This window comes from Bartonella grahamii ATCC 700132 (assembly GCF_000518085.1).
Lineage (GTDB): Bacteria > Pseudomonadota > Alphaproteobacteria > Rhizobiales > Rhizobiaceae > Bartonella > Bartonella grahamii.
In genome coordinates, this window is record NZ_KI912378.1 from 13,389 (window position 1) to 37,816 (window position 24,428).

Annotated in this window: 18 protein-coding genes and 2 pseudogenes; 10 read left to right on the forward strand and 10 right to left on the reverse strand. The window is 39.8% G+C overall.

Features of this window, described 5'->3' with window-relative positions; genetic code table 11:
• The first annotated feature begins 173 nt into the window (after positions 1-173).
• Positions 174-662 (forward strand): DUF1036 domain-containing protein, encoded by a 489-nt coding sequence (locus tag U736_RS0110185; RefSeq protein ID WP_026500754.1) that lies wholly within the window; start codon positions 174-176, stop codon positions 660-662.
• Positions 659-2,095: a pyruvate kinase gene (gene pyk, locus U736_RS0110190; RefSeq protein ID WP_015856968.1), complete on the forward strand. Its 1,437-nt coding sequence runs from the start codon at positions 659-661 to the stop codon at positions 2,093-2,095. Before U736_RS0110185 ends, pyk begins: the two co-directional genes overlap by 4 nt.
• Positions 2,096-3,566: 1,471 nt before the next feature.
• Here pyk and U736_RS0110200 read toward each other — a convergent pair.
• The gene (locus U736_RS0110200) at positions 3,567-3,950 is read right to left on the reverse strand and encodes a cell division protein ZapA (protein WP_026500755.1); all 384 of its coding nucleotides are present in this window, start codon (positions 3,948-3,950) and stop codon (positions 3,567-3,569) included.
• Positions 3,951-3,962: 12 nt separating this feature from the next.
• The gene (locus U736_RS0110205) at positions 3,963-4,238 is read right to left on the reverse strand and encodes a DUF4164 domain-containing protein (RefSeq protein ID WP_005774573.1); all 276 of its coding nucleotides are present in this window, start codon (positions 4,236-4,238) and stop codon (positions 3,963-3,965) included.
• A gap of 334 nt (positions 4,239-4,572) precedes the next feature.
• Between U736_RS0110205 and tkt the strand changes: the two genes are divergently transcribed.
• From tkt to U736_RS0110235, 5 genes are all read left to right on the forward strand, one after another.
• Entirely contained in the window at positions 4,573-6,579 is a 2,007-nt protein-coding gene (gene tkt / locus U736_RS0110210; RefSeq protein WP_015856966.1) for a transketolase, read from the forward strand.
• A 180-nt stretch (positions 6,580-6,759) separates the two neighbouring features.
• On the forward strand, positions 6,760-7,767 hold the full coding sequence (gap, locus tag U736_RS0110215; protein ID WP_015856965.1) for a type I glyceraldehyde-3-phosphate dehydrogenase: 1,008 nt from the start codon (positions 6,760-6,762) through the stop codon (positions 7,765-7,767).
• Positions 7,768-8,281: 514 nt separating this feature from the next.
• Positions 8,282-9,475 carry a phosphoglycerate kinase gene (locus tag U736_RS0110225; RefSeq protein ID WP_015856964.1) on the forward strand — a complete coding sequence of 398 codons (1,194 nt, stop codon included), beginning with the start codon at positions 8,282-8,284 and terminating at the stop codon, positions 9,473-9,475.
• 130 nt (positions 9,476-9,605) lie between these two features.
• Positions 9,606-10,637, forward strand: a complete 1,032-nt coding sequence (locus U736_RS0110230; protein WP_015856963.1) for a class I fructose-bisphosphate aldolase — start codon at positions 9,606-9,608, stop codon at positions 10,635-10,637.
• 830 nt (positions 10,638-11,467) lie between these two features.
• Positions 11,468-11,719, forward strand: coding sequence for a hypothetical protein (locus tag U736_RS0110235; RefSeq protein WP_245256886.1), 252 nt, complete (start codon positions 11,468-11,470; stop codon positions 11,717-11,719).
• Positions 11,720-13,711: 1,992 nt separating this feature from the next.
• Here the strand turns inward: U736_RS0110235 and U736_RS0110250 are convergent.
• The 3 genes and pseudogenes from U736_RS0110250 to rpmE all read right to left on the reverse strand — a co-directional run.
• Positions 13,712-13,963, reverse strand: a pseudogene (locus U736_RS0110250) (ABC transporter); the annotation flags it as partial.
• Between the two features lie 67 nt (positions 13,964-14,030).
• Positions 14,031-14,288, reverse strand: a complete 258-nt coding sequence (locus U736_RS13210) for a hypothetical protein (RefSeq protein WP_026500757.1) — start codon at positions 14,286-14,288, stop codon at positions 14,031-14,033.
• A gap of 384 nt (positions 14,289-14,672) precedes the next feature.
• Positions 14,673-14,894, reverse strand: a complete 222-nt coding sequence (gene rpmE, locus U736_RS0110265; protein ID WP_015856961.1) for a 50S ribosomal protein L31 — start codon at positions 14,892-14,894, stop codon at positions 14,673-14,675.
• 187 nt (positions 14,895-15,081) lie between these two features.
• On the opposite strand from rpmE, the gene U736_RS0110270 reads away from it, so the two are divergent.
• The 3 genes from U736_RS0110270 (at position 15,082) to U736_RS11445 (ending at position 19,035) form a co-directional block, all read left to right on the forward strand.
• Positions 15,082-16,872: an ABC transporter transmembrane domain-containing protein gene (locus U736_RS0110270; protein ID WP_015856960.1), complete on the forward strand. Its 1,791-nt coding sequence runs from the start codon at positions 15,082-15,084 to the stop codon at positions 16,870-16,872.
• 894 nt (positions 16,873-17,766) lie between these two features.
• Positions 17,767-17,988 (forward strand): hypothetical protein, encoded by a 222-nt coding sequence (locus U736_RS12980; protein WP_244395824.1) that lies wholly within the window; start codon positions 17,767-17,769, stop codon positions 17,986-17,988.
• Positions 17,989-18,093: 105 nt separating this feature from the next.
• A complete protein-coding gene (locus U736_RS11445) occupies positions 18,094-19,035 on the forward strand; it encodes a hypothetical protein (protein ID WP_244395823.1) in 942 nt (313 codons plus the stop codon).
• A gap of 843 nt (positions 19,036-19,878) precedes the next feature.
• Here U736_RS11445 and U736_RS0110290 read toward each other — a convergent pair.
• The 5 genes and pseudogenes from U736_RS0110290 to U736_RS12615 form a co-directional block, all read right to left on the reverse strand.
• A complete protein-coding gene (locus U736_RS0110290; RefSeq protein ID WP_015856959.1) occupies positions 19,879-20,670 on the reverse strand; it encodes an inositol monophosphatase family protein in 792 nt (263 codons plus the stop codon).
• Positions 20,671-20,681: 11 nt separating this feature from the next.
• Positions 20,682-21,257: an elongation factor P gene (gene efp / locus U736_RS0110295; RefSeq protein WP_015856958.1), complete on the reverse strand. Its 576-nt coding sequence runs from the start codon at positions 21,255-21,257 to the stop codon at positions 20,682-20,684.
• 597 nt (positions 21,258-21,854) lie between these two features.
• Positions 21,855-22,223 carry a helix-turn-helix domain-containing protein gene (locus U736_RS0110310; protein ID WP_034452314.1) on the reverse strand — a complete coding sequence of 123 codons (369 nt, stop codon included), beginning with the start codon at positions 22,221-22,223 and terminating at the stop codon, positions 21,855-21,857.
• A 602-nt stretch (positions 22,224-22,825) separates the two neighbouring features.
• Positions 22,826-23,869, reverse strand: coding sequence for a tetratricopeptide repeat protein (locus tag U736_RS0110315; protein WP_026500761.1), 1,044 nt, complete (start codon positions 23,867-23,869; stop codon positions 22,826-22,828).
• A 343-nt stretch (positions 23,870-24,212) separates the two neighbouring features.
• Positions 24,213-24,428: pseudogene (locus U736_RS12615) on the reverse strand (helix-turn-helix domain-containing protein); the annotation flags it as partial.

Consider the following 24,428-nt stretch of genomic DNA (forward strand, 5'->3'; position numbering starts at 1 on the left):
ACACTGTTTTTTTACAAATTGACTTTAAATATTTTGTAAAATTTTTAAGATATATGCATTGATAAAAGGGCTATAAAAAGAAAAATATAAAAATATACGTTTTAGACTTGAAAAGCTTTTGAAAAAGAAGTGTGTAATTTGTTTTGAGAATTTGACATCATAGAGGAAGTTTTGTGATTTTAAAAAAACGATATTGGGTGTTTCAAAAAGGATTAAAGGTTTTTCTCTTGAGCATGTTGCTCTTGTTTCCCCTTGTTGTTTTTGCAAAAGCTGACTTTAGGGTTTGTAATACAACCCAACAGTCTGTAGGGGTTGCTCTTGGATATCGTACATTTTCAGGGTGGGTGAGCGAAGGCTGGTGGACGGTACCTGTGACGGAGTGTAAAACCTTAATTGAGGGGCCTCTTGCTTCACGGTTTTATTATTTTTATGCGGAAGGGGCACAAAAAAAAGGGAACTGGGCAGGCTCTGTAACCATGTGTGTGCAAGATAGCCAATTTACCATTCAAGGGGTTCATGATTGTTTCCCTCGAGGATATCAAAAGGCTGAATTTAAAGAAATCGATACCGGAAATCAAACCAGTTGGATGATACAGTTGACGGATGAGTCTTTGTTAAACAATTCTGTTGTCCATTCTCTTTCAGGAAATTCTCCGCCGTGAAACGTGCACGTAGAGTGAAAATTATTGCGACTCTTGGTCCTTCTTCTTTTTCCAGTGAAATGATTGAGAAGCTTTTTAGGGCAGGAGCAGACGTTTTTCGTCTTAATATGAGCCATACTGACCGTGATATGATGGTTGATTTGGTCAAGTCTATACGAGAAGTTGAAAAAACAGTTCGGCGCCCCATTGGTATTTTAGTGGATCTTCAGGGGCCAAAACTGCGTGTGGGTCGTTTTACTAAGGGTCAAGAAGATTTGCGTGTTGGGCAAAGCTTTACGTTAGATAATCGCGATGTGTCAGGTGATGCACAGCGTGTTTTTTTCCCTCATGAGGATGTATTTTCGGCTGTTAAACCAGGGGATCGGTTGTTGATTGATGACGGAAAACTGGAACTGCGTGCGCAAGTTTGTGATGGTCATTCTGTACAGTGTCGCGTGGTTTCTGGAACCCGTATTTCTGATCGAAAGGGTGTCAGTTTTCCCGATACAATTTTGCCTTTTGATTCGATGACGTCAAAAGATAAGGAGGATCTTCAGGCTCTTTTACAGCAGCCTGTTGATTGGGTTGCTCTTTCTTTTATTCAACGTCCAGAAGATATTATAGCGGTGCGTCGATTGACGAAAAGCAAGGTGTCTTTGATGGCTAAAATCGAAAAGCCTCAAGCCTTAGAGCATATAGAGAAAATTATTGATGTATCCGATGGTATTATGATTGCACGGGGTGATCTTGGAGTGGAAATGCCTTTGGAAAGGGTTCCTGCACTTCAGATGGAGCTCATAAAAGCTTGTCGTTTAGCAGGAAAGCCTGTTGTGGTGGCAACACAAATGCTCGAATCAATGATCTCATCTCCTGTTCCGACACGCGCAGAAGTGTCGGATGTTGCTACAGCAGTTTATGCAGGAACAGATGCGGTGATGTTGTCTGCTGAATCTGCTTCTGGTCGTTATCCTGAAGAAGCCGTGCTTATGATGGATCGAATCGCGCAGCAAATCGAACAAGATCATACTTATGCCGCTCAGGTTGGGGCACAACATCCAGCACCAGAATCAACAGGAACAGATGCGATTTCTCTTGCTGCGCGTCAGATTGCTGAAACACTTGCGCTATCAGCTATTGTTGCCTATACGGCTTCAGGAACAACGGGGGTGCGCGCCTCTCGTGAACGTCCCAATAGACCGATTATTGCTTTATCTCCCATTGTGGAGACAGCACGGCGTTTAGCTTTAGTTTGGGGGCTTCATTGTGTGGTTGCGCAAGATGCACGGAATTTAGAGGATATGGTTGATCGTGCAGCAGCCATTGCATTTCAGGAAGGTTTTTGCAAAGGGGGAGATCGCTTCCTTGTGACAGCTGGTGTTCCCCTTGGAACGCCTGGAGCGACAAATCTCTTGCGTATTGCTTCTGTCTCTCAAGATGGAACGAAAGGGATTTGAGCCGTTTACGCATGGTGTTTTTTTATGCGCCTTTGAACAGGCTTTAAACACAACGCGTGTGCGCTTTTTGTGAATGATTCCATAGACCTATTATTCTTTTATCTCCCATTGTAAAGATAGCAAGGTGTTGCTTTAAGTTGTCAGGTTTGGGGATGGGAGCAGATGCGGTGATGTTGTCTGTTGATTTTGTTTTAGTTCTGAGGAAGCTGCTTTTACGGTAGGGCATTTAATGGGAGCCCCCCTTTTATTTCATTGAGGCATATTGGGGATTGCTTTATTGATGTTTATATGAGCGAGATGTTCATTGGTAATGAGAGTTCATTCTTTTTCTTTTTGAATGAGAACCTTGAAACTTTTCTCATTTTAAACTTTTGCAAACAGAATTGAATAAAATTAGAATTATGTGCCTAAAAAGTCATGCTAGTATGTCATGAAAAAAAATGTTGGGTGAATGTGTTTTAAAAATATGCTTTGTCGGCGCATTTGCAACATATTGATTTATAATGATAATATAGCGTTCTTTATATTCTATCAAAATCCCGAATACCGCAAGATTGTTTTATTTTAAATTTGTGCATGTTTTGTCAGTCATAACTATTTGCTTGCACGTCACAAGCGGGGCTCTTGTGGGTAAAAACTGTACAAGAAAGGCGCCCCTCTTATGAATCGTTTTAAGAGCCAAGGGGGCTGTTGCAATATTGGGGGTGGTTATAATGATGCTGCCGGTTTACTCTTTCTTTTATTAAGCGTGGAGTTTTGAGAGCTGAGGAGAGAGATATGGATTGTGTGTTATAAGGATCAAGATGTCGGGAGAGAATGTTTTCAAGGGTTATTATTGTCGTTTATGATGTTTGAAGTTGTCGCAGATTAACATAATCTTCGGGTTTGGCTTTTTTCCTGCTCTGAAGGATGAAAATATTTAATTCACGCTGGTTTATAAACGATACGGCTCTTCTGGGTGGGTTCCATCTGAGGGACACTCTAGGTGCAAAGACTCCGTGGTGCTTGTATTATCAAATGGCGGTATAATAGATAAGGTTATTTTTTAAATATATATTGAATCTGCTGGATATTATCTAGGGGTAAGGGCTTTTGGTATGCATTCATAGGAAACATGGATATAGTTCTTTTTATCGAAGGATGCTTTATTTGTTTGTTGCTGTTGTCATTTATATGATTTTTTTACAATGATTTTGGTTTTGTTATCTTGTTACGCTGTTAAAAGACATTTCATTTGAAGTGTGGTGATATAAGGTTGCCTCTTTGATATAAGAAGTGTTTGTGCAGGGGTGAAATATTCAGGGTCGGGTTTTCTTGTTGAGTTTTAAGTTAATTCCATAAGTGGTGAGTAGCTGGAACCCTCTCTATAAAAAACCGGACCATTTACAAACTGGTGTGGATTTAAGAATTTTTATCCTGTTGGGTGTAGCGGACAAGTAAAATCACTGGTTTGTTACGCGCTGATGTACTTTTAGAAATCTTCCTGTTCTTGTTCTTGAAAGTTTGTGCTGTTTTGATCATCTTTGAGCAATTGGTTGGTGAGATTTTCAATGCGTTGTGTGGTGTCACGCATAATTTTCCCCATGGTGCGGTCTCTTTCGTTGTGGAGTCGTAAAAGAGCATTGTAGTCTTCTTGTAGTTTTTTATTTTCTCGTTTTATTTCTTCCATTTCATCGATAATCATTATGCCAGCCATAACCGATAAACGATGGTCGCCAATTTCACCAAAATTGTTCTTTAAATGTGTGATATATTGATCCAATTGAGCAGCAAGCGCGATAAGACGACGTTCTTGTCCTTTATCACAAGCCATGCGATAAATTTTACCATCAATGGTAACGGAAACAGTTTCCATACATTCAAACCTTTATCTATCAATGACAACACGAATTGTTTCCATTGCTTTAATAAGACGTTTGGAAACTTCTTTGTTTACGGACTCTAAGCGTTCAATTTGGGCTTCAGCTTTGTCAAGCGCTTGGGCAAGATGGCTGCGGTCAGCATTCATTCGTTGAATTTCTTCTTCCCATTCGTTATTTTTATCAATAACGGCATTGCGGTTTATTATGGTGATCTCTAAAGTTCTAAGTGCTTTTTCTAGGTGCTCTAGAGCATCTTGTAGAACCGTCGTTTCTTGGTTCATTGCTTTTATCCTTTGGGTAATTGTATCCTTTATCAATGTGTTATGCAAAAACGAATCACTTTCAATCTTGTATTGTGTGCATTTTATTTTTAAGTATGTAGGATATTTTAGCAAGCAAAGCAGGGGATAGATATAAATTAAAAGCTGGATTTTTTGCGCGTATTGGCATAAATGACATGGATATACAGGACGCGTGAGGGGAATGTTATTAATGTTATTGAAGTGGTGGCAAAAAGTTTCACGCTAATGGTTAAAAAATAGTATTCCTTGAGAATTTTAAGAGAATACGGAAAAAGCAACAGAATAACATATTTAACGAAATGGTCGATTATTCATGACAAATACCCACCAACAGAATCAGATGGCCAATGCTATCCGTTTTCTTGCTATTGATGCGATTGAAAAAGCAAATTCTGGTCATCCGGGCTTGCCAATGGGGGCAGCCGATATTGCTACGGTTCTTTATACACAATTCCTTGCTCATGATCCTAAAAATCCTCGCTGGCCTAACCGTGATCGTTTTGTGTTATCGGCGGGGCATGGGTCTATGTTGCTTTATGCTCTCCTGTATCTTTCTGGTTATGAAGATCTCTCTCTTGAGGATCTCAAAAATTTTCGCCAAGTAGGGTCTAAACTTGCTGGGCATCCAGAATATGGGCATGTTGCAGGAATCGAAACAACCACTGGGCCACTTGGACAAGGGTTGGCAAATGCCGTGGGAATGGCTCTTGGGGAGCGTTTGCAAAATGCCCGTTTTGGTGATCTCATCAATCATTACACTTACGCGTTGGTGGGCGATGGATGCCTTATGGAAGGGATATCTCAAGAAGCGATTTCCCTTGCTGGTCATTTGAAACTCAATAAATTGATTGTGTTGTGGGACGATAATAATATTTCCATTGATGGAGAGATTTCCCTTGCTGATAGTACAGATCAGATTGCGCGTTTTAAAGCTTCTGGTTGGGAGACCCATAAAGTCAATGGGCATGATCAAGCAGCAATTGCGCGGGCTATTGAGGCGGCACAAAATTCCGATAAACCAACTTTGATTGCTTGTAAAACAACAATTGGTTTTGGAGCGCCAAATAAAGCGGGTACCAATAAAGCTCATGGAGCCCCTTTGGGCGCACGAGAAATCACTGAAACCCGTATCGCTTTAGGGTGGGAGGCTGAGCCTTTCGTTATTCCAGCTGATATTCTCGATAATTGGCGCTTGGCAGGGCTTAATGCTGCTAAAAGGCGGCAAAAGTGGGAAGCAAAATTTGCTGATCTTCCTGTCTCAGAGCGTGTGGAGTTTGAAAGATTGATGCGAGGCGATCTCGTGGGAGGATTTGATGGCGCTATTGATACTTATAAACAAAAACTGGTTGAAGAGCGCCCTGTTGTTGCTACGCGTAAAGCCTCGGAAATGGCTCTTGAAGTGATCAATGAAGTCGTTGTTGAGACCATTGGTGGTTCGGCTGATCTAACCGGATCTAATAATACAAAAAGCAGCCAGATGAAAATTATCTCTGCTGAAGATTTTTCAGGGCGCTATCTGCATTATGGAATTCGCGAACATGCAATGGGAGCCGTGATGAATGGTCTTGCCCTTTATGGCGGCTTTATTCCTTATGGGGGAACCTTTTTATGCTTTTCTGACTATATGCGTCCCGCTATGCGGCTCTCTTCTTTAATGGGATTGCGGGTGATTTATGTTATGACTCATGATTCTATTGGTCTTGGTGAGGATGGTCCGACCCATCAACCCGTGGAGCATTTAGCTTGCTTGCGCGCAATGCCTAATCATCTCGTGTTCCGCCCTGCTGATGCTATGGAGACAGTCGAGTGTTGGCAATTGGCTTTGAAAGCACGTAAAACGCCTTCTACCTTGGCTTTGAGTCGACAAAATCTACCGCTTTTGCGTCAAGAGTATGAAGAAGAAAATCTCTGTATGCTCGGTGCTTATGAATTCCTAACAGCTAGCGATGATGCACAAGTGACGCTGTTTGCTTCTGGTTCAGAATTGCAAATTGCGGTAGAGGCACATGCGGTTTTAGAAGAAAAAGGCATCCCAACGCGTGTGGTTTCTGTGCCTTGTTTTGAACTCTTTTCTCAACAATCTCTCTCCTATCAGCGTGCTCTCATTGGAGATGCGCCGATTAAAATTGCCATTGAAGCTGCTATCCGGCAAGGGTGGGACCGTTTTATTGGCTGTGATGGTGTGTTTATTGGTATGGAGGGCTTTGGGGCAAGTGGAACAATTGATGCCCTTTATGCGCATTTTGATATTACTTGTGAGAATGTGGTCGCCACTGTTGAAAAAGAGCTTGGAAAGATCAAAGAGAAAAAAACAAAATGACAGCTTGTGTTGTCATGAATGGGGTGGTTTTAGGGCATCATATTTTGTGCATTATTGTGGATAAGTGAGTGAGTGGTCAAGATATTGACATTGTGGGAATTAATGATTTTGGATTGGTGAAATACCCATTTATTGTGTTTTAAATGTTGTGCTTAAAAAATTGATGAGGAAACATGTGAAATGACAGTTCGTGTTGCAATTAATGGGTTTGGTCGTATTGGTCGCAATATTTTACGTGCACTTGTGGAAAGTGAACGGAAAGATATTGAAGTGGTCGCAATTAATGATTTGGGATCGGTGGAAACAAATGCCCATTTGTTGCGCTATGATTCAGTTCATGGGCGCTTCCCTGGGACTGTTAAGGTGGTAGGGGATGCCATTGATGTGGGGAGTGGTTTAATAAAGGTATGCGCAGAGCGTGATCCTGCTCTATTGCCTTGGAAAGATTTGGATATCGATATTGCTTTAGAATGTACGGGCATTTTTACTGCGCGTGATAAAGCAAGTGCTCATTTGGATGCAGGGGCAAAGCGTGTTCTTGTTTCTGCGCCTTCTGAAGGAGCAGATCTTACGGTCGTCTATGGGGTTAATCATCAATATTTAAGCAGCGAGCATCGCGTTGTTTCAAATGCTTCTTGTACAACCAATTGTTTGGCGCCTGTTGCACAAGTCTTGCACAACACGGTGGGCATTGAAAAGGGCTTTATGACAACAATCCATTCTTATACGGGTGATCAACCTGTGTTGGATACAATGCATCGTGACCTTTATCGTGCACGTGCGGCAGCTCTTTCTATGATTCCTACCTCAACAGGAGCAGCAAAAGCTGTGGGATTGGTCTTGCCAGAATTAAAGGGATTGCTTGATGGTGTATCGATTCGCGTTCCGACCCCTAATGTTTCTGTGGTTGATTTGACATTTACCTCTAAGCATTCCACAACAATTGAAGAAATTAATACAGCCATTGCTATTGCTGCACAAGGTCCTTTGAAGGGCGTTTTGGATTATACAGAAGAAAAACTCGTGAGTTGTGATTTTAATCATAATCCTCATTCAGCTATTTTCCACAATGATCAAACAAAAGTGATTGATGGTAAGCTCTGTCGCGTTTTGGTTTGGTATGATAATGAATGGGGCTTTTCTAACCGTATGAGTGATACGGCTGTGGCTTTTGCTAAGACAATATAAGAGGACCTCAGGGTCCTCCTTTTTATAGGAAAAAGTCTCATTTTTGTACAATTTTGAGAAAAACAGATAGAGGCTGTTGTTCTCATGCGCTAGAGAGAAGAAACTATTGAAAAATTGATGATGTGTTTTGTTTTAATACTGGGTCAATACGTGCTTTTAAAAGCTGTATGAAAGAGTAAACTTTGAAAAAGTAAGATCTGAACGAGACACTCTTTGAGAAAACGTCAGAAAACAAGAGATGTAAATTCTTTTGCCTAGAAGTAAAAGGAAGCTTTAATAGAGATCAAGTTGAGCCAATGCATTTGTTTGCTACAATGGAATATGAAGATTAAGAGCAATGAGTGGCTTTTGTACATTTGATGATGAAAGCTTTGGCTTTTCAAAAGCAGAGGGTGAGAGATAGGCTGTCGTGGATCTCTTGTAAAAGCAAAGAGGGGGTAAGTGAAAAGAAAAGTGGGCAGGGTTGTTGGATGCGTTTTTATTTGAAACAATGGAAAGTGAAGAGGAAGCAGTGATGGGGTTTCGTACACTTGATGATGTTGATGTCACTGGAAAACGTGTTCTTGTGCGGGTGGATTTTAATGTGCCAATGGCGCAGGGTAAGGTCTGTGATACGACACGCTTAGAGCGGCATAAAGAGACACTCGTTGAGCTACAAAAGCGGGGTGCTAAACTTATTCTGCTTTCTCATTGTGGTCGTCCCAAAGGAAAGGTAGAGCCAGAGTTTTCACTCCGTCCTGTTGTGCAAGTGCTGGAAAAGATCATTAATAAGCCTGTTTCGTTTGCTCCTGACTGTATCGGTTCGGTGGTGCAGGTTGCGGTTGAGTCATTACAAAATGGGGGTGTTTTACTGCTTGAAAATGTTCGTTTTTATGCTGGTGAAGAAAAGAATGATTGTTCTTTTGCGGAAGCTTTGGCTCATAATGGGGATCTCTATGTCAATGATGCTTTTTCAGTTTCTCATCGTGCTCATGCTTCGGTGGAGGGAATAACGCATTTGTTGCCTTCTTATGCAGGGCGCTCTTTGCAAGGTGAGATGCAGGCGTTAGAAAAAGGACTTGGCAATCCAACACACCCTGTGGTTGCCATTGTGGGAGGAGCGAAAGTTTCCAGCAAGCTTTTTGTGCTCAATCATTTGGTGGAAAAGGTTGATCATCTCGTGATTGGTGGGGGCATGGCTAACAGTTTTTTAGCAGCGCAAGGTGTGTCTGTTGGTAAGTCACTGTGTGAACATGCACTGATGGACACGATAAAAAAAATCATTAAGAAAGCGCAAGAGTGTCAATGTACGCTTCTGCTCCCTCAGGATGCTGTCGTTGGATTTCGCTTTGAAAAAGATGCACCGCATCGTCTTTATGACATTGAAGATATTCCACAAGATGGCATGATATTGGATATTGGGACACGCTCTATTGCGCATATCAATACTGTGATAGATAAAGCTGCTACTCTTGTGTGGAATGGACCCCTTGGTGTTTTTGAAATGTCTCCTTTTGATAAGGGGACCATTGCAGTTGCACGCCATGCAGCAGAACGTAGTTTGACGGGAAAGTTGGTTTCAATTGCGGGAGGGGGCGATACAGTTTTTGCTCTTAATCATGCTGGTGTTGCCAATGATTTTACTTATCTCTCGACTGCTGGAGGGGCTTTTTTAGAATGGATGGAAGGTAAGGTTCTGCCTGGAATTCTTGCCCTTATGCAGGCTTAGAGAGTTTATTGAAAGAGCAGCTTTTAAAAAGAGCTGTGTGTTGTTGTGTAGGCTGTGTTTAACGTGTTGCGCACTTTTGGAAGTTTTAAGACAAAATGAAATTTTAAGACAAAATAAAGAGGAATTTTTTATGAATGAACGGCTTGAAGATATTGCACTTGCATTGGTGCATGCGGGTAAGGGTATTTTGGCGGCAGATGAAAGTACGGCGACCATTGGAAAGCGTTTTGAAAGCATTGGTGTTGAATCCAATGAAGATAGACGCCGTGCTTATCGTGAAATGCTTTTTAGTACAAAAGAAGCAATGGAAAGCGCCATTTCTGGGGTTATTTTATTTGATGAAACCATTCGGCAAAAAGCATCAACTGGGAAAATGTTGACGGATCTTATTCGGGATGCAGGCGCTTTGCCAGGGATTAAAGTTGATACCGGTGCAAAACCCTTGGCCGCTTTTCCTCAAGAGACAATTACCGAAGGGTTGGATGATCTTCGTGAGCGGCTAAAAGATTATTATGCTTTGGGAGCACGTTTTGCGAAATGGCGTGCAGTGATTGCGATTGATGAACACACTTTGCCAACAAGAGGCGCAATAAGACAAAACGCACAAGCTCTTGCACGCTATGCTGCTTTGTGTCAGGAGTTCAAGATTGTGCCGATTGTTGAGCCCGAAGTGTTGATGGATGGACCATCGTGTGGGCATTCCATTACACGCTGCTTTGAGGTGACAAAAGCTGTCTTACAGACCGTCTTTAAAGAATTGTTTGAAACTCGTGTTCTTTTGGAGGGGATGATTTTAAAGCCCAATATGGTGATTGATGGAAAGGATGCCCGCAACGCTTCTGTTGAAGAAGTTGCTGAAAAGACCGTCCAGGTGCTTAAACAGACTGTTCCTGCCGCTGTTCCTGGAATTGCTTTTCTTTCTGGAGGACAGTCTGATCAGGAAGCAACGGCGCATTTATCTGCTATGAATTCTTTGGGCGCATTGCCTTGGAAATTGACTTTTTCTTATGGACGGGCATTGCAAGCAGCTGCTTTAAAAGCATGGGCTGGAAAAGATGAGAATATTGCTGTTGCACAGAAGGCATTTAGTCATCGGGCTTTGATGAATCATCTTGCGGCTTTGGGACAATGGACAACAGAACAAGAAAAAGCGTGCGCTTGAAGCACAAGTCCTATACCTAAATGCGGAGAGATTTTACATGTTTCTGCGTGATTTTGGGTGCCCTCATCATGATAAAATGGCGGGGGCGTTTTAGGCTTGAAAGCTTTCTCAGAGAGTTTTCTCCTTGGACATTTTCAAATTCTTTAATGGGTGCTATCGAGAGATAAGATTGCGGGAGAGGTGCAATTTCGGGAAGGGGAGATGGTGCTTTAAAGGAAATTTGTGAATGCGCAGCATCTTAGTGTGTTATCGTTTATGAGGTAGCACTTATTTTTTGAGTGAAAATCATAAAGCTAAGACTGTATTGAAGAGTTTGATATTGTGATATTTTTTCTTTTTCATGTTATCATTGCTTGTCATCAGCAGAATCCATTTGATTGCAGTTTCAAAGGTGGATTAAGCGGGTATATTGGAGAGTTGCGATGTCTGAGTGGATTTTGATATACAGCTTATGAAGTTTTTGTGCGTCAAGATAGCTTCCTCTGCAATGGGGGTAGTCTTTCTATTGACGAACGAATTGAATAACTCTTGCTAACAAAAATAGATTTGCATCTCAATAAAACACCTATTTTTTCATTAAAATGGATAAATTTTTCTTGTATTTTGTGATGATATAATTAAAAGTAACTAACTTCATAGCATCTTGGTTTAAAACGGGGGGAGTTGTGGACGGTATATCTTCCAAGAATACAAGCACAAAAAGAAAAAATCGATACGCAGAACAGAGCTTTTCTGTAATTATGATGCGAAAATTGTGCAATATGGTGCGTAGAACATTCGCTGTAATATTTGGAGTGTTTACTTTCACAATTTTTCTTATCTTGTTCAGCATGCGTAGACCGGTTCATGCCGTACTAAGCTTCTTTGCGGGTGCGAGTGGATTAACGTGCTTTTTCTTTTTTGTCGGATACCTCTTGGAACGCCGTGAAGCAACAGCAGATGAAGCCGGTATATCGTTCACATTACTCTTAGCAATTGGTGAAGGCGTTTTTTCTATTTGCTGCCTGTCTGCTGCGTGGGGTTACGACGCTCTCTTATTCCGTTTAGCACCTCCTGAGTATGAAATTATGCTCTTTGAATAAATAGAGTGCAATTCGTTTGTTTATAAATCAAGATGAGAGGCTGTCTGTCTCTCAAATTCTTAATAATCGCTCTCCAAAATCGTAACATTAGACCCGCGTTTAATGAGAGGACTAACAAGCCTTGGTCATTAAGCTCAAGGCAATCCTTTAAAGGTTGCGCCTAACGGCATCCTTGACCTAAGACACCCAAACGGCTTATTTTGTTTTTCTCATGCGGCTCTGAAATCATGATATAAGAGGAAAGCTTCTCATGCTGCCTAAATGGTACCTTATCGTGTGTTAAATGGAAAAATGAGAAAAAGCATTTTTATGCAATATAATCCAATTATGATTTTTTGATTTAAACATAAAGGATTTAAAGCCTTCTACAAGACTGATACGATAAAAGGGGAAGGTCGCCTATACTGAGCAACTAAGGCGTATTTTAGGTGCTTTTGATATAGCTATATTTCCAGATGACTTTGAATGACTTATCCTTTTAGCTCTATTCACGAAAAGGTCATTTTGAGGGGTCTTGGTTAATGATTGTAAAGGAAAATTAGCACGTAATATTTGGCTTTGCTGGTATAGATGCTGAATGAGTTAATTATCCAGAGGATCACTGAAGAGGGAGTGCTAAAAAATGATGGAAAATCCTCTGTACCTCGGTGAACTCGTGGTTGAAGATATAATCGTAGAACTTGGCTTATCTGTTACTAAAACAGCTGAACGGTTTGAAATGGTTAGGGTGTCAGTTCTGCAGACGCTTAGCTCACTATACAAAAAAATTATGATTTGGTGTAAGCTTTAAAACATAAATACCTTAAAAATATATCCTCTTTGTACATGTTTCTATCATCGTTAATGTGCCTTCTTAAAGCACGACAGGGGGTGGCTATAAAATTGAGGGCTGTAAATATAAATGATGGCGTTGGTGGTGGTGTGGGAAGATGGTGTCCAATTAAAGTACGCTATCCTTATTTTTATAGGCTATGACTGGAAGAAAGAGCTGGAGAGACAATTTGTGAGCAAAGAGAAAGTGTTTTGAGGTTGCGTGTCTGCAAGAGCAGAACAGTGGTCGTGGTGATATTTACAAACAATAAATTTGATAAAATTTTACGATTTTGCCAACAGCTGGTTTATTATAAAAGCTGTTGCTTATACGCGCTCACAAAAGTTATAAGAAGCCCAAAAGCGCTAAAAGAGTCTTTGCTCTTTTTCAATAGTACGAATCTGCAAACAACGTTCAAAAAGTGTTCGTTTTTTTGAAAGAGAATAAAAGGATACTCCTGCAGATGAGAAAAGCCTATTTGTGAATTACAATTAGTCATGATTTTCGGTAAACACTATTGTTTAGGGCGGTGAGAGGGGGCATGAAAAATTTTTCATATTCAGTTTTTTTAAGAGTGTGATAAGTCTTTAGGGTAGAGCTTGTGTCCGTAGAGCCTATTAAGTGGGCCGCATAAGGGTCCTCAGTAAGCGAGCACCAATTATACTCTTTGCCAGTCGTATACTCTTTCCAGCGCCCCAATGTTGTGACAGCCTTTGGTATTTAAAGGGGGAAGAGAGGCGTTTTGTTCCTTTTTGTACAGCTTCACTCCACACGCTAACTCTGCTTGTGATGTGCAAGCCAAGAGATTTTGTTTGATTCACTATGAGGGTTTGACATAAGAAAATCCTATAGTATTAATAATCTCTCATAAAAAACAATGAATTACTCTTATAAATAAACGTGACAGTTAAATCAACGTGACAGTGCTGTTATGAAGAGAGCTCCTTGCACATCTTAATAGTTCATAGAGATTAACTGGGTGTCATTTTATATTTTGTACACAGATGAAGTATTTTTATAAAAATGCCCGTCTCACGCAGAAAAAAACAGCCCGTTAAGACTTTAAAAAGAAAAACACCACAATGCTTGCCCTCTTTTTCCATGAGAGATTCAAATTGATAAGCCTGTCTGAAAAGAGTACTGTTTATGTTCTTAAAGATACTGCTCTTCATAATGATCACTTACTCAGGTGAAAATTGGAGTTTTGCGAGGTAAGCATAGACGCCATTTTTTGCCACAAGTTCTGCATGGGTTCCTTCTTCCACAAGAGCGCCTTTATCCATTACGAGAATGCGATCAGCTTTTAAAATTGTTGCCAAACGATGTGCAATTACCAAGGTTGTACGATTTTGCATCAATCTTTCTAAGGCATCTTGCACCAACTTTTCACTGTTTGCATCTAAAGCAGATGTTGTTTCATCAAGCAGCAACACTTTGATTTATAATAATAGTTCACTGTTTTGTATGTTGAATGGGGATCCCGAATATTACAGGATTTTCTCATTTCAAACCTGTTCCGTATTGAATCAACAAAAACCATGTCTCTTGCACGTTACAAGCGGGGAGAGCCCGCGTGAATAAAAAAATATTAAGGAAGGACTTAAAATGCCTATAATAAATCGTCTCAAGTGCCAAGGGCTGTAGCAACACCCATGAGCTGGCAAATATAATGATGGTGCCGGCTTGCAGCAACAGGGGTGCATTTCTTAGAATTGCACGTGCAATATCGATGCGTTGTTTTTGCCCCCCAGAAAGCATGGTACCACGTTCTCCTATTCACGTATCCAAGCTATCTGGTAAAGCTTGAATCAATTCAAGCGCATTAGTCGCTTTAGCGGCAGCAAGGATGTCCTCTTCATGGGTATTTTTCAGTTCCAAAAAAAGAAGAATGGTTTGCAATTATTTTATTTCAGGTCGTTATACTCTAAGAGGAAAGATTTATGCTCGTATTTCAAACTGATTTTTAAATTTAAAAAACGCAGCCACCAAGATTTATTAGTGCCTAAGATCCCATCTATTTATGTTGGATGCGTTTTTGAATTAATATTTAAAGTGCACTCTTTACAGCATAAAAAAATCAATCACTTGCAATAGAGCAATCATTTTTTAAAACTTGTGCTCTTTATAATCAGGAATAGGCTTTTACATGCCAATATTACCAAAACGATTTTTGAATTTAGAAAGACGACCGCCACGGTCTACGAGTGTCTGGGAGCCACCTGTCCATGCTGGATGCGTTCTTGGGTCAATATCTAGATTAAGAGTATCGCCTTCTTTTCCCCAAGTAGAGCGCGTTTTATATTGGGTTCCATCCGTCATAACAACGGTAATTGTGTGATAGTTGGGATGAATATTCGCTTTCATGCGTAAAAACCTTTTGCGTTTACAGAATGAAACAGCACTTGCTCGATTTTTTAAGTGCGCTTCCTTTGTCTTTTTGATACATTGATTAAAGTATTTATTCCTATAGCTGAGCATGCATAAAAAAACAAGTGTTCAAGATGCATCATTGTATCAAGTGTTATAAATTCAATATAGTGAGCGAAACCTTATGAATCTCTTCAATCATTCAGAAAAATCTACAAAGTCTTCCCCTAAAAAATCTTCATTCTCTTCGCTTGCAATTTTTTTTCCTTATCTTTTGCGCTATCGTTGGTTGTTTATCTTTGCCTTTCTAGCGTTATCTGTTGCTGCTCTTGTCACATTAGCTTTGCCTGTGGCTATCCGCCAAATGTTTGATCATGGGTTTTCTACTTCAAGCCATGGACATATCAATTTTTACTTCGGAATTTTGTTTATCTTAGCCTTGCTTCTCGCATTTGCTTCTGCTGGCCGTTATTATTGTGTTATCACATTGGGAGAACGGATTGTTGCCGATTTACGGCGTGATGTGTTTATTCATATTATGAAACTTTCTCCTGCTTTTTTTGATCGGTCGCATTCAGGAGAGATTGTTTCAAGGCTTCTAACAGATACCACACAAATAAAATTAGCTGTGGGTTCTACCGCCTCTACTGCTTTGCGTCAGTTGATTATAGTGATCGGAGCCGTCGTGATGATGGTGATTACCAATGCTAAATTGTCTTTGTTGGTTTTGGTTGCTATTCCTGTTGTGGCCATTCCCTTGGTGGTTTTTGGGCGGAAAGTGCGCTCGCGTACGCGTGCGGCGCAAGATCGTCTGGCAGATGCCAATGCTGTTGCTACAGAACAGGTAAGTGCTATTCGCACTGTGCAAGCTTTTACCGCAGAAAAACTCGTTGCAACACGTTTTTCACAATTGATAGAACGGGCTTTTCAAACAGCACGTGCTTCTGTGATCCTGCGCTCCTTTTTTACGGGTTTTGCAATTTTTTTGGTTTTTAGCAGTGTGGTTGCTGTTTTATGGATTGGGTCGCGCGATGTTTTGAATGGAACGATGACAGGCGGGACATTAGGGCAATTTGTCCTTTATGCGGTTTTTGGAGCTTCTACTTTTGCGCAATTATCGGAACTGGGGGCAGAGTTAATCCAAGCAGCAGGCGCTGCTGAGCGGCTTTCCGAATTGCTACAAGAACAACCTACTATTGTAGCTCCTAAAAATCCTTTATCATTGGAACAACCTGTTCGAGGCGAACTTGTTTTTGATCAGGTTGATTTTATTTATCCTTCTAGACCACAAGAGAAGATTTTACGCTCGCTTTCGTTTTCTGTGAAGGCAGGCGAAACGGTTGCTTTTGTTGGGGCTTCAGGAGCAGGAAAAAGCACCATTTTTTCTTTGATCCTTCGTTTTTATGACCCGATAAGTGGAACAATTCGGTTGGATGGCATGGAAATTAATCGCCTTTCTTTACAAGATTTACGCAGCGCAATTTCCTATGTTCCACAGGATGTCGCCATTTTTGATGGAACATTGCGTGATAATATTATTTTTGGAACTGAAAATACCCATGAAGAGGAAATCCTTGCTGCCGCTAAGGCGGCTAATGCACTTGAATTTATTCAAGCTTTACCAGATGGCTTGGATACGCAAGTAGGAGAACGTGGTACCATGCTTTCTGGGGGGCAAAAACAACGCATTGGTATTGCACGGGCAATTCTAAGAAATGCACCCCTGTTGCTGCTTGATGAAGCAACATCTGCTTTAGATGCAAACAGTGAAAAGTTGGTGCAAGACGCCTTAGAAGGATTGATGCAAAATCGTACAACCTTGGTAATTGCACATCGTTTAGCAACAATTTTAAAAGCTGATCGCATTCTCGTGATGGATAAAGGCGCTCTTGTGGAAGAAGGAACCCATGCAGAACTTGTGGCAAAAAATGGCGTCTATGCTTACCTCGCAAAACTCCAATTTTCACCGGAGTAAGTGATCTTGATACAAGAGCAGTATCTTTAAGGACATAAACAGCACTCTTTTTAGACAGGCTTATCAATTTGAATCTCTCATGGAAAAAGAGGGCAAGCATTGTGGTGTTTTTCTTTTTAAAGTCTTAACGGGCTGTTTTTTTCTGCGTGAGACGGAGCATTTTTATAAAAATACTTCATCTGTGTACAAAATATAAAATGACACCCAGTAATCTTTATGAACTATTAAGATGTGCAAGGAGTTCTCTTCATAACAGCACTGTTACGTTGATTTAACTGTCACGTTGATTTATAAGGATAATTCATTGTTTTTCATGAGAGATCATGAATACCATAGGATTTTCTCGTTTCAAATTTAGTTATGTTGTATTAGTTAAAACCATGTCCCTTGTATGTGGCAAGCAGAGAGAGCCCGCGTGAATAAAACACTTTAGAAAGAATAAGTCCTCTTCATGAATCGTCTCAAGTTTCAAGGGCTATCACAACGGGGGCGCTGGCATAAGAGTATGATGGTGCTGGGCTACTTAAAGAAGAACTGATAAATAGGCAGAGAGGCGCTTTTTATCGATATTATAAAACAGTGCGAACAAAGCACGCAGTTTGTTTTGCTGTTTGGTTGGATTAAGGTTTTTATTACTTTGAAAACCAATATTTCATGGATCATGCATTTTGAGGGCTTATAAGGCTTTTCTTTAAAGTACATAAATCACTAAAACAGCATTATTAAATACAAATTGTTCTATTTCGCCAACAAAAATATCTATATTTTGTGTATTGTTTTTATTAAAATATAATATGTAGTGATTTTCAAATCATATATACACATAATGATACAATATCGAGAAATCGATAAAAGAGCTGCGTTAAATGTTGGTGAGAATAAAAGAGAGCAAGAATGAGTGAAGCTGTCATAGTGATAGGGGGAATATTTATAGCAGGGAGTATAATCTATAGTCTTTGGTTAGCAAATTATCAGAAAAAGCAATTAAGTGAACAACTTGAACAGTTTGAGAAATTACTGCAGCTAAAAGATCGAGAGTGCGCGATATACCAAAATATTATTGCTCAATGGGAACAAAAGCTTGTTAAAAAAACTCAAAAAATATCGCCAAAATGAATTAAACAATGGGATAAAGAAGTAAAGGAATGGGAAAGAGATTTACTGGAGATAAAAAATCCTGAACATTGGCTATCTTCTGAAACGAGCGGACAATGGCCTTTGATGGTAAAAGATATTTGTATGCAAGGATATGGAGAAGCGTGGTTTTTGTATGAAACGGCGCTGACAAAAGAACTGACTGATGAACATATCAAAAAAATAAATGCGTTCATAATCACTTTTAAGGAAACTTATCTAAAAGCAGTGCGATTGATGAGAAAGAATAGGATCACTTTGCGAAAGTTTGTAGATCCTCTTACGAAAAAAAAACGATATAAACATACAATGTTGTCGCTTCATTGGTGTTTATATATGGTTGATGATATGATTACGGCTGAATATGAACAGCAACTACAAGAAAAGGCTTCAGGATACTATGAAGAGTTAAAATCTTTGGAAATTTATTATGAAGATATACCTAAATATACAGAATATGAAACGCTAGAAGAGATACTGTCTCGTTGGTATCTTAGTCTGCCTGGAGATGCTGAATTACTATGCATTTGTAAAAGAGAGCTTCTAGCATTATTGTATGATATTTCCAGTGATTATAAGGCGGCAAGAGAAACTTTCATTTACTATAAGCAGCTTATTGATACGGTAAAAGAAGGATATATGGCCTTTGATAAGGATTGTTGTTACTCCACGGTTAGAAATGACATTGATGTTTGTAGAGAGAAAGATAAAGAAAAGAAAAAGGGGTTGCGTATTGCTAAAGAGACTCCAAAATTTGAAAAAGCCTATAAATTAGGAGTCATAAAATGGATGAAGTGGTCAAGTAAGAAATGTGATAATCAATGGATCTTTTGGGAAATGCTTGTCAAAATAGGAAATTCAAAAGAAAAATTAAAAATCATTTTCGGTGATGAAAAGGTAAATGCATTGGAAGAGGCTATCAAAAAAGATCAAGAACAGTTCGTGAGCGAATTTCAAGAAGCAATTCTCGAGAACAAAAATGTGCATTTTCATAAATCCCATGCCTATTTGATACATACTTTAGAATAATGCTGAAAAGAGGGAGAAGCTGGTAACAATTGTATGAATTAGTATATTAATGGAAATTGACATAATTGCGTATTTTTGTGAAAAGCAAATAGAGGTATATGCGGCAGCTTTTATGAGAGAGGAGATTTTCGATCAATGGATAGTGCACTATAAAGAGCATATATTGAGAGAGGGAATGGACTGTGTTTTTGTTTTGGGTGCGATAATTGCTTCTTGGGGCATTTTGTTATGATGTTTTTTTGTTTATTGCCTTTTGCAGCTTGTTTGGAGGGGGATTTGAATGACAAAAACGTCAATAAGGTAAGCTGTTGAGGATTGCTTTTGTGGGGGGATAGCGAGTATATTTCTTATTTGTGATGATGTTTTTGTCACTATCTGATCAGTTATTTCCTATCGTTTTCTGTAAAGAAAATTTAAAACTCTCTCTCCACGTGTTTTTTTAGGTTCTAAGGTTTTTGTAAAAAACTGTAAGAGTTAAATACTTTTTTTGAGGGGTTTTTTCTAGTTTGGTGCGAATGTGTTCATTGCCGGCAATGATATTTTTTTGCGGGATATATTGTTGCCTTCTTTATCGGTGATAAAACCACCGGTTTTGCGAACCATCAGTATGCCGGTAGTTCTATCAAAAATTTGTAGGTTATCTTCTCAAAAGCCATCGGTTTTTCCTGCGGCGACATAAGCTAAATTAAGAGCAGCAGCGCTAAGAAGGCGAAGTCCAGAAACTTCCTCATTACTTGCGCAATTCAATAAGAGATAAGGTTGCGTGATGAGGGATATCTCTATGGGGATGTTGCAAAGTTAAACTTTTAGCATTGCCTTTTAAAATGACACTACTTCTGAGGTCTAAATGCCTTTTTTGAGGGTTTTTTCTAGTTTGATGCGAATGTGTTCATTGCCAGCAATGATATTTTTTTTGCGGAATATATCGCTGCCGCCTTCTTTATCGGTGACAAAACCACCGGCTTCGCGAACCATCAATATTCCAGCAGCCATATCCCAAATTTGCAGGTTATCTTCCCAAAAGCCATCGGTTCGGCCAGAAGCAACATAAGCTAAATCAAGAGCAGCAGCGCCAAAACGGCGAAGTCCGGCAACTTCCGCCATCACATTGCGTAATTCAATAAGATAGGTTCCATGATTTGGGCGACCAAAATGCGGCATACCTGTGGCAATGACACAATCTTCTAGTCTGCGTCGAGCAGAAACGCGACAGCGTCGGTCATTGAAAAAAGCACCACAACCGCGTTCTGCGGTAAATAGTTCATCACTTACGGGATTGTAAATGACACCAGCAACGATTTTTCCTTGACTTTCTAAGGCAATGGAAACAGCAAAAAAAGGAATGCCATGAAGAAAATTTGTGGTGCCATCTAGAGGGTCAATAATGAAACGATGTTGGGAATCTTCGCCAATGATTTCTTCAGATTCTTCCATTAGAAAACCAAATTTGGGGCGCGCTTTGCTTAATTCATTGAAAATGATTTTTTCCGCTTTGCGATCTGCTTGGCTGACATAATCTGCTGGTCCTTTCAAAGACACTTGCAAATTTTGCACTTCACCGTAATCACGCACCAACGAGCGTCCTGCTTTCATTGCAGCTTGCACCATGACATTCATGACTGCAGAATGGGCCATTTTTTATTCCTTTATTTATCTTTTTCATTTGCGCGACGCAAATAAATCAACTCATTGGTGTCTACAATGATACGTTCACCAGCATTCATAAAGGGGGGAACAAGAATACGAATCCCGTTTTCAAGAATGGCGGGTTTATAAGAGGAGGTAACCGTTTGTCCTTTGATGGCAGGATCGGCTTCCGCAATCGTGACAGCAACTTGATCAGGAAGTGAGATGCCAATAGGTTTTTCTTGATAAAGTTCAACTGTGACAGTCATCCCATCTTGGAGAAAAGCAGCACGTTCACCAACAAAATCTTTTTGAAGTTCAAGTTGTTCATAAGATTCTGAATCCATAAAGACCAAAGCATCCCCTTGTTGATAAAGAAATGTGAAATCTTTTTGTTCAAGGCGCACGCGTTCAACCGTCTCAGCAGCACGAAACCGTTCATTAAGTTTTGTACCATCAATTAAATTTTTCATTTCAACTTGGTTAAATGCACCACCTTTTCCTGGTTTTACAGCGTTGCATTTAACAGCAACCCATAAGCTTCCTTGATGTTCGATCACATTACCAGGGCGAATTTCATTGCCATTAATTTTCATCGTTTCTATCCAATTCTATTCTTGCAAAAAGAACTCTCTTGTTGTCGTTATGGCGCTTTTCTTTGCTGCCTTTAACGGTGAGCTCTTTTGTTATTTTCGGGCTCAAATTCCTTTGATTAGCCTTGCGGCTCTCTCATGGTCCTGTGTACTCCATAGGTTTTCTCATGTTTTTTGCAAAGAGAAAAGCTTAAGTAAAAAAGGACCTTGATGTATTTTTGCTTTTCAGTTCTTTGCAAGACCATAAAAAGCGCTCAGACGCAAGCTTTTTAAAAATTTGCACAAAAATTTTTTAGAATTTTTTGGGGAATTTATCCCGTTGTGTCGTAAAATATCATCATTGATGGTAATGATATAATTGATGGCAATGATATAAGTTCCGTAAAACCATGAGGTGTTTTTAATTGAGAATGTGTGGTGAATATATGAAGGGGGCTTGTCCGGATAATCTTGTGAAATGAACCACATGAAATGGGAAGCTAAAAGAGTTCTGTTCTGAAAAGACGGATTGTTTACCAACTGGATAGGGAAGGGACTTCTGTCCTTTGAGGTGTGGGAGGCAAGTTAAGAACAGAGAGTGTAGCGCCCTATATCATAATGTTAAAAGTTTTCATTTTGATCAGCGATGAGCTGTAAAATGGCTTTCTTTTTTACCGTTGGTAAAACTCTAAATCTTTTTAAAAGCAGGTATTCTTCTGTGCTTGAAGCGATTTCATCATGGTGGTATGGGGCCTGTTGTTTTGTGATAATATCGGCATAGAAAAAGGAAACCGGAACATTCAAGATATCGGAAATTTCTTTTAAACGCCCTGCGCTGACACGATTTAAGCCGTTTTCATATTTCTGGATTTGTTGGAAAGTAACACCCAAATGTTGACCTAATGTTTTTTGAGACATCTTCAACATTTTTCGTCTAAAACGAACTTTTTTGCCTACAAAAAGATCAATATTAAGATTTTGAGATTGCATTTTAAAGCCCCCCGCCGGTTGCGAGCGCCCTCGCGTTGGTATTCCGGGAGTCTAAAAACACTGACCTCGAATCAGCATTTTGCTTTTAGTGCTTAAAGCACCTGGACATAGCAAAATCTCCCGGAATTCCGGGATACCCGCAAAGCGGGGTAAATTTATGTACGAGGTTTCGGGTTTTTAGAGCCCTATTGGTCGTTGCGTATGCGACCAAAACACCTTTCAATTCATAAAGTAATTTCAGCAAATTTACAATAAAAAATAGTTTTTAATGAGAGTTGGTGTGTTTTTCATCCAAGCAAAAAGAATGAACAAATAGAGCTTTTGGAATTTTCGCGATAGCTTAGTTCTTTTGCTTATTGGATATTGTTTGCTTAAGCAAATGATACCAGTGCATTTTTTTGCCAATGGAAATGCCGTTATAAAGATCTTTTATTGTGCATTTCTCCCCGCCGGTTGCGAGCGCCCTCGCGTTGGTATTCCGGGAGTAGTAAAGTACTGAGTTCTAATCAGCATTTTGCTTTCAGGGCTTATCGCCCCTGGACAGTGCAAAATCTCCCGGAATTTCTATAAATTTTATCTCTTTGAAGCAGAGAAGGAGTATTTTAAAAAACAGGAAGGAGCTTTATTGCTTCTTTGTGCGCTTTTTCTAGTTGTGTTTTGTCCATGCCTTGGAGCATCATTTCAAGATCAGGGGCTTGCATTTTTGCCTCCTTTGCGAGCATATACCATGCCGCTGCCATTATCATATCGCCTTTTGTTCCTGTGCCATCTCGATAAAGCCTTGCAAGGGAAATCTGTGCTGGTGCTACCATGTTGATAGCATTTCTTTGAAGTAAATGAAAAGCACGGGGAAAATCTGTTTTTCCTCCACGCCCCTGTATAAGCCATTGTGCTAAATGAAGTTGAGCTTTTAAGTGGTTGTTTTGAGCCGCTACCTCCATGAGTTTGCGGGCATTGCGATCATCCTTTGGTCGTTTTAATGTGCCTAAGGCAAGAATTTTTGCAGCAGAAAAAGCGGCTTCAGCATCTCCAAGAGCAGCACCTTTTAAGTACAATTTTAAGGCTTGCTCGATTGCTTCATTTTCACGACTTTGGGAAGAAACACCGGGGAGAGCTTGTTTTTCCTGTGAGGCTTTATAAAGAAGCAGTTGTCCATAATAAAAATAGGCTTCCTTGACGCCTGCATTGACAGCTTTTTGAATAAACTGTTCACCAAGTTCTTGATTTTGTTTTATAAAGTGACCATCAAACAACATAAGTCCATAGCGTAGTTGTGCTTGGGGTTCCCCCTGTTTTGCAGCGCGTTCAAACCATAAAGCAGCACGTGCACCGTCAATAGGGACAGCACATCCCTCCATATAAATTCGGGCAAGAAGAGTTTGTGCAAAAGGATCATTTTTTTCAGCACGTCGGAGTGCTTCACGAAAAGCTTTTAAATAATAACCTTGGATGTAATAATCATAGGCTTGGTCATAGTCTCCAGCTTTTAAGGGCTGAAAAGGTTCTTGAGTGTTTGAAGCTTCTTGAATCGTATTGAAAGAGCCTTCAGAACTTGAGAATTCTTCAGTGTTTCCAGCTGAATTGACAGCAGAACTTGCAAGTCCAATCACGCCTAAGATAAGCAGCTTCACGCTTCTCTTGATCATGGTGTTTTCTCCTCATTACCGATCAGAATTTTCACATTTTTTTTTCATCATTACAAGCCGTATAAGAACTCTCATTTCTATATTACTTTTTATCTCTCAGTTTTTCATCTTAGTTAAGGTAGGGTTGGGTAAGTTTAAAAAAATAGCATAAATGTCGATGAGAGCCAGACTGTTGAAAATAGTCCTGTTAAAAATAATAATGATAAAGGGGTATCGTGTGTAAAAATGCTTATCTTCTATTATATTAAGGGCATCTCCTCCTAAAATGAAAAAATGCTTATAATGGGGGCTGCTTTTTAAAATACGTATGAATGCTTATGAATAGTGCGCTATCCGTGTGATGTTAGCGTGCACTCTCATTAGAGATCAGCTGTAAAAAGGCTTTCTTTTTTACCATTGTGAGAGTTCTAAATCTTTTGAGCAGCAGATATTCTTCTGTGCTCGATGCGATTTCATCATGATGATATGGGGGCTGTTTTTTTGTAATGATATCCGCGTAAAAAAAGGAAAGTGGAACATTCAAAATATCAGAAATTTCCATTAAACGCCCTGCGCTGAC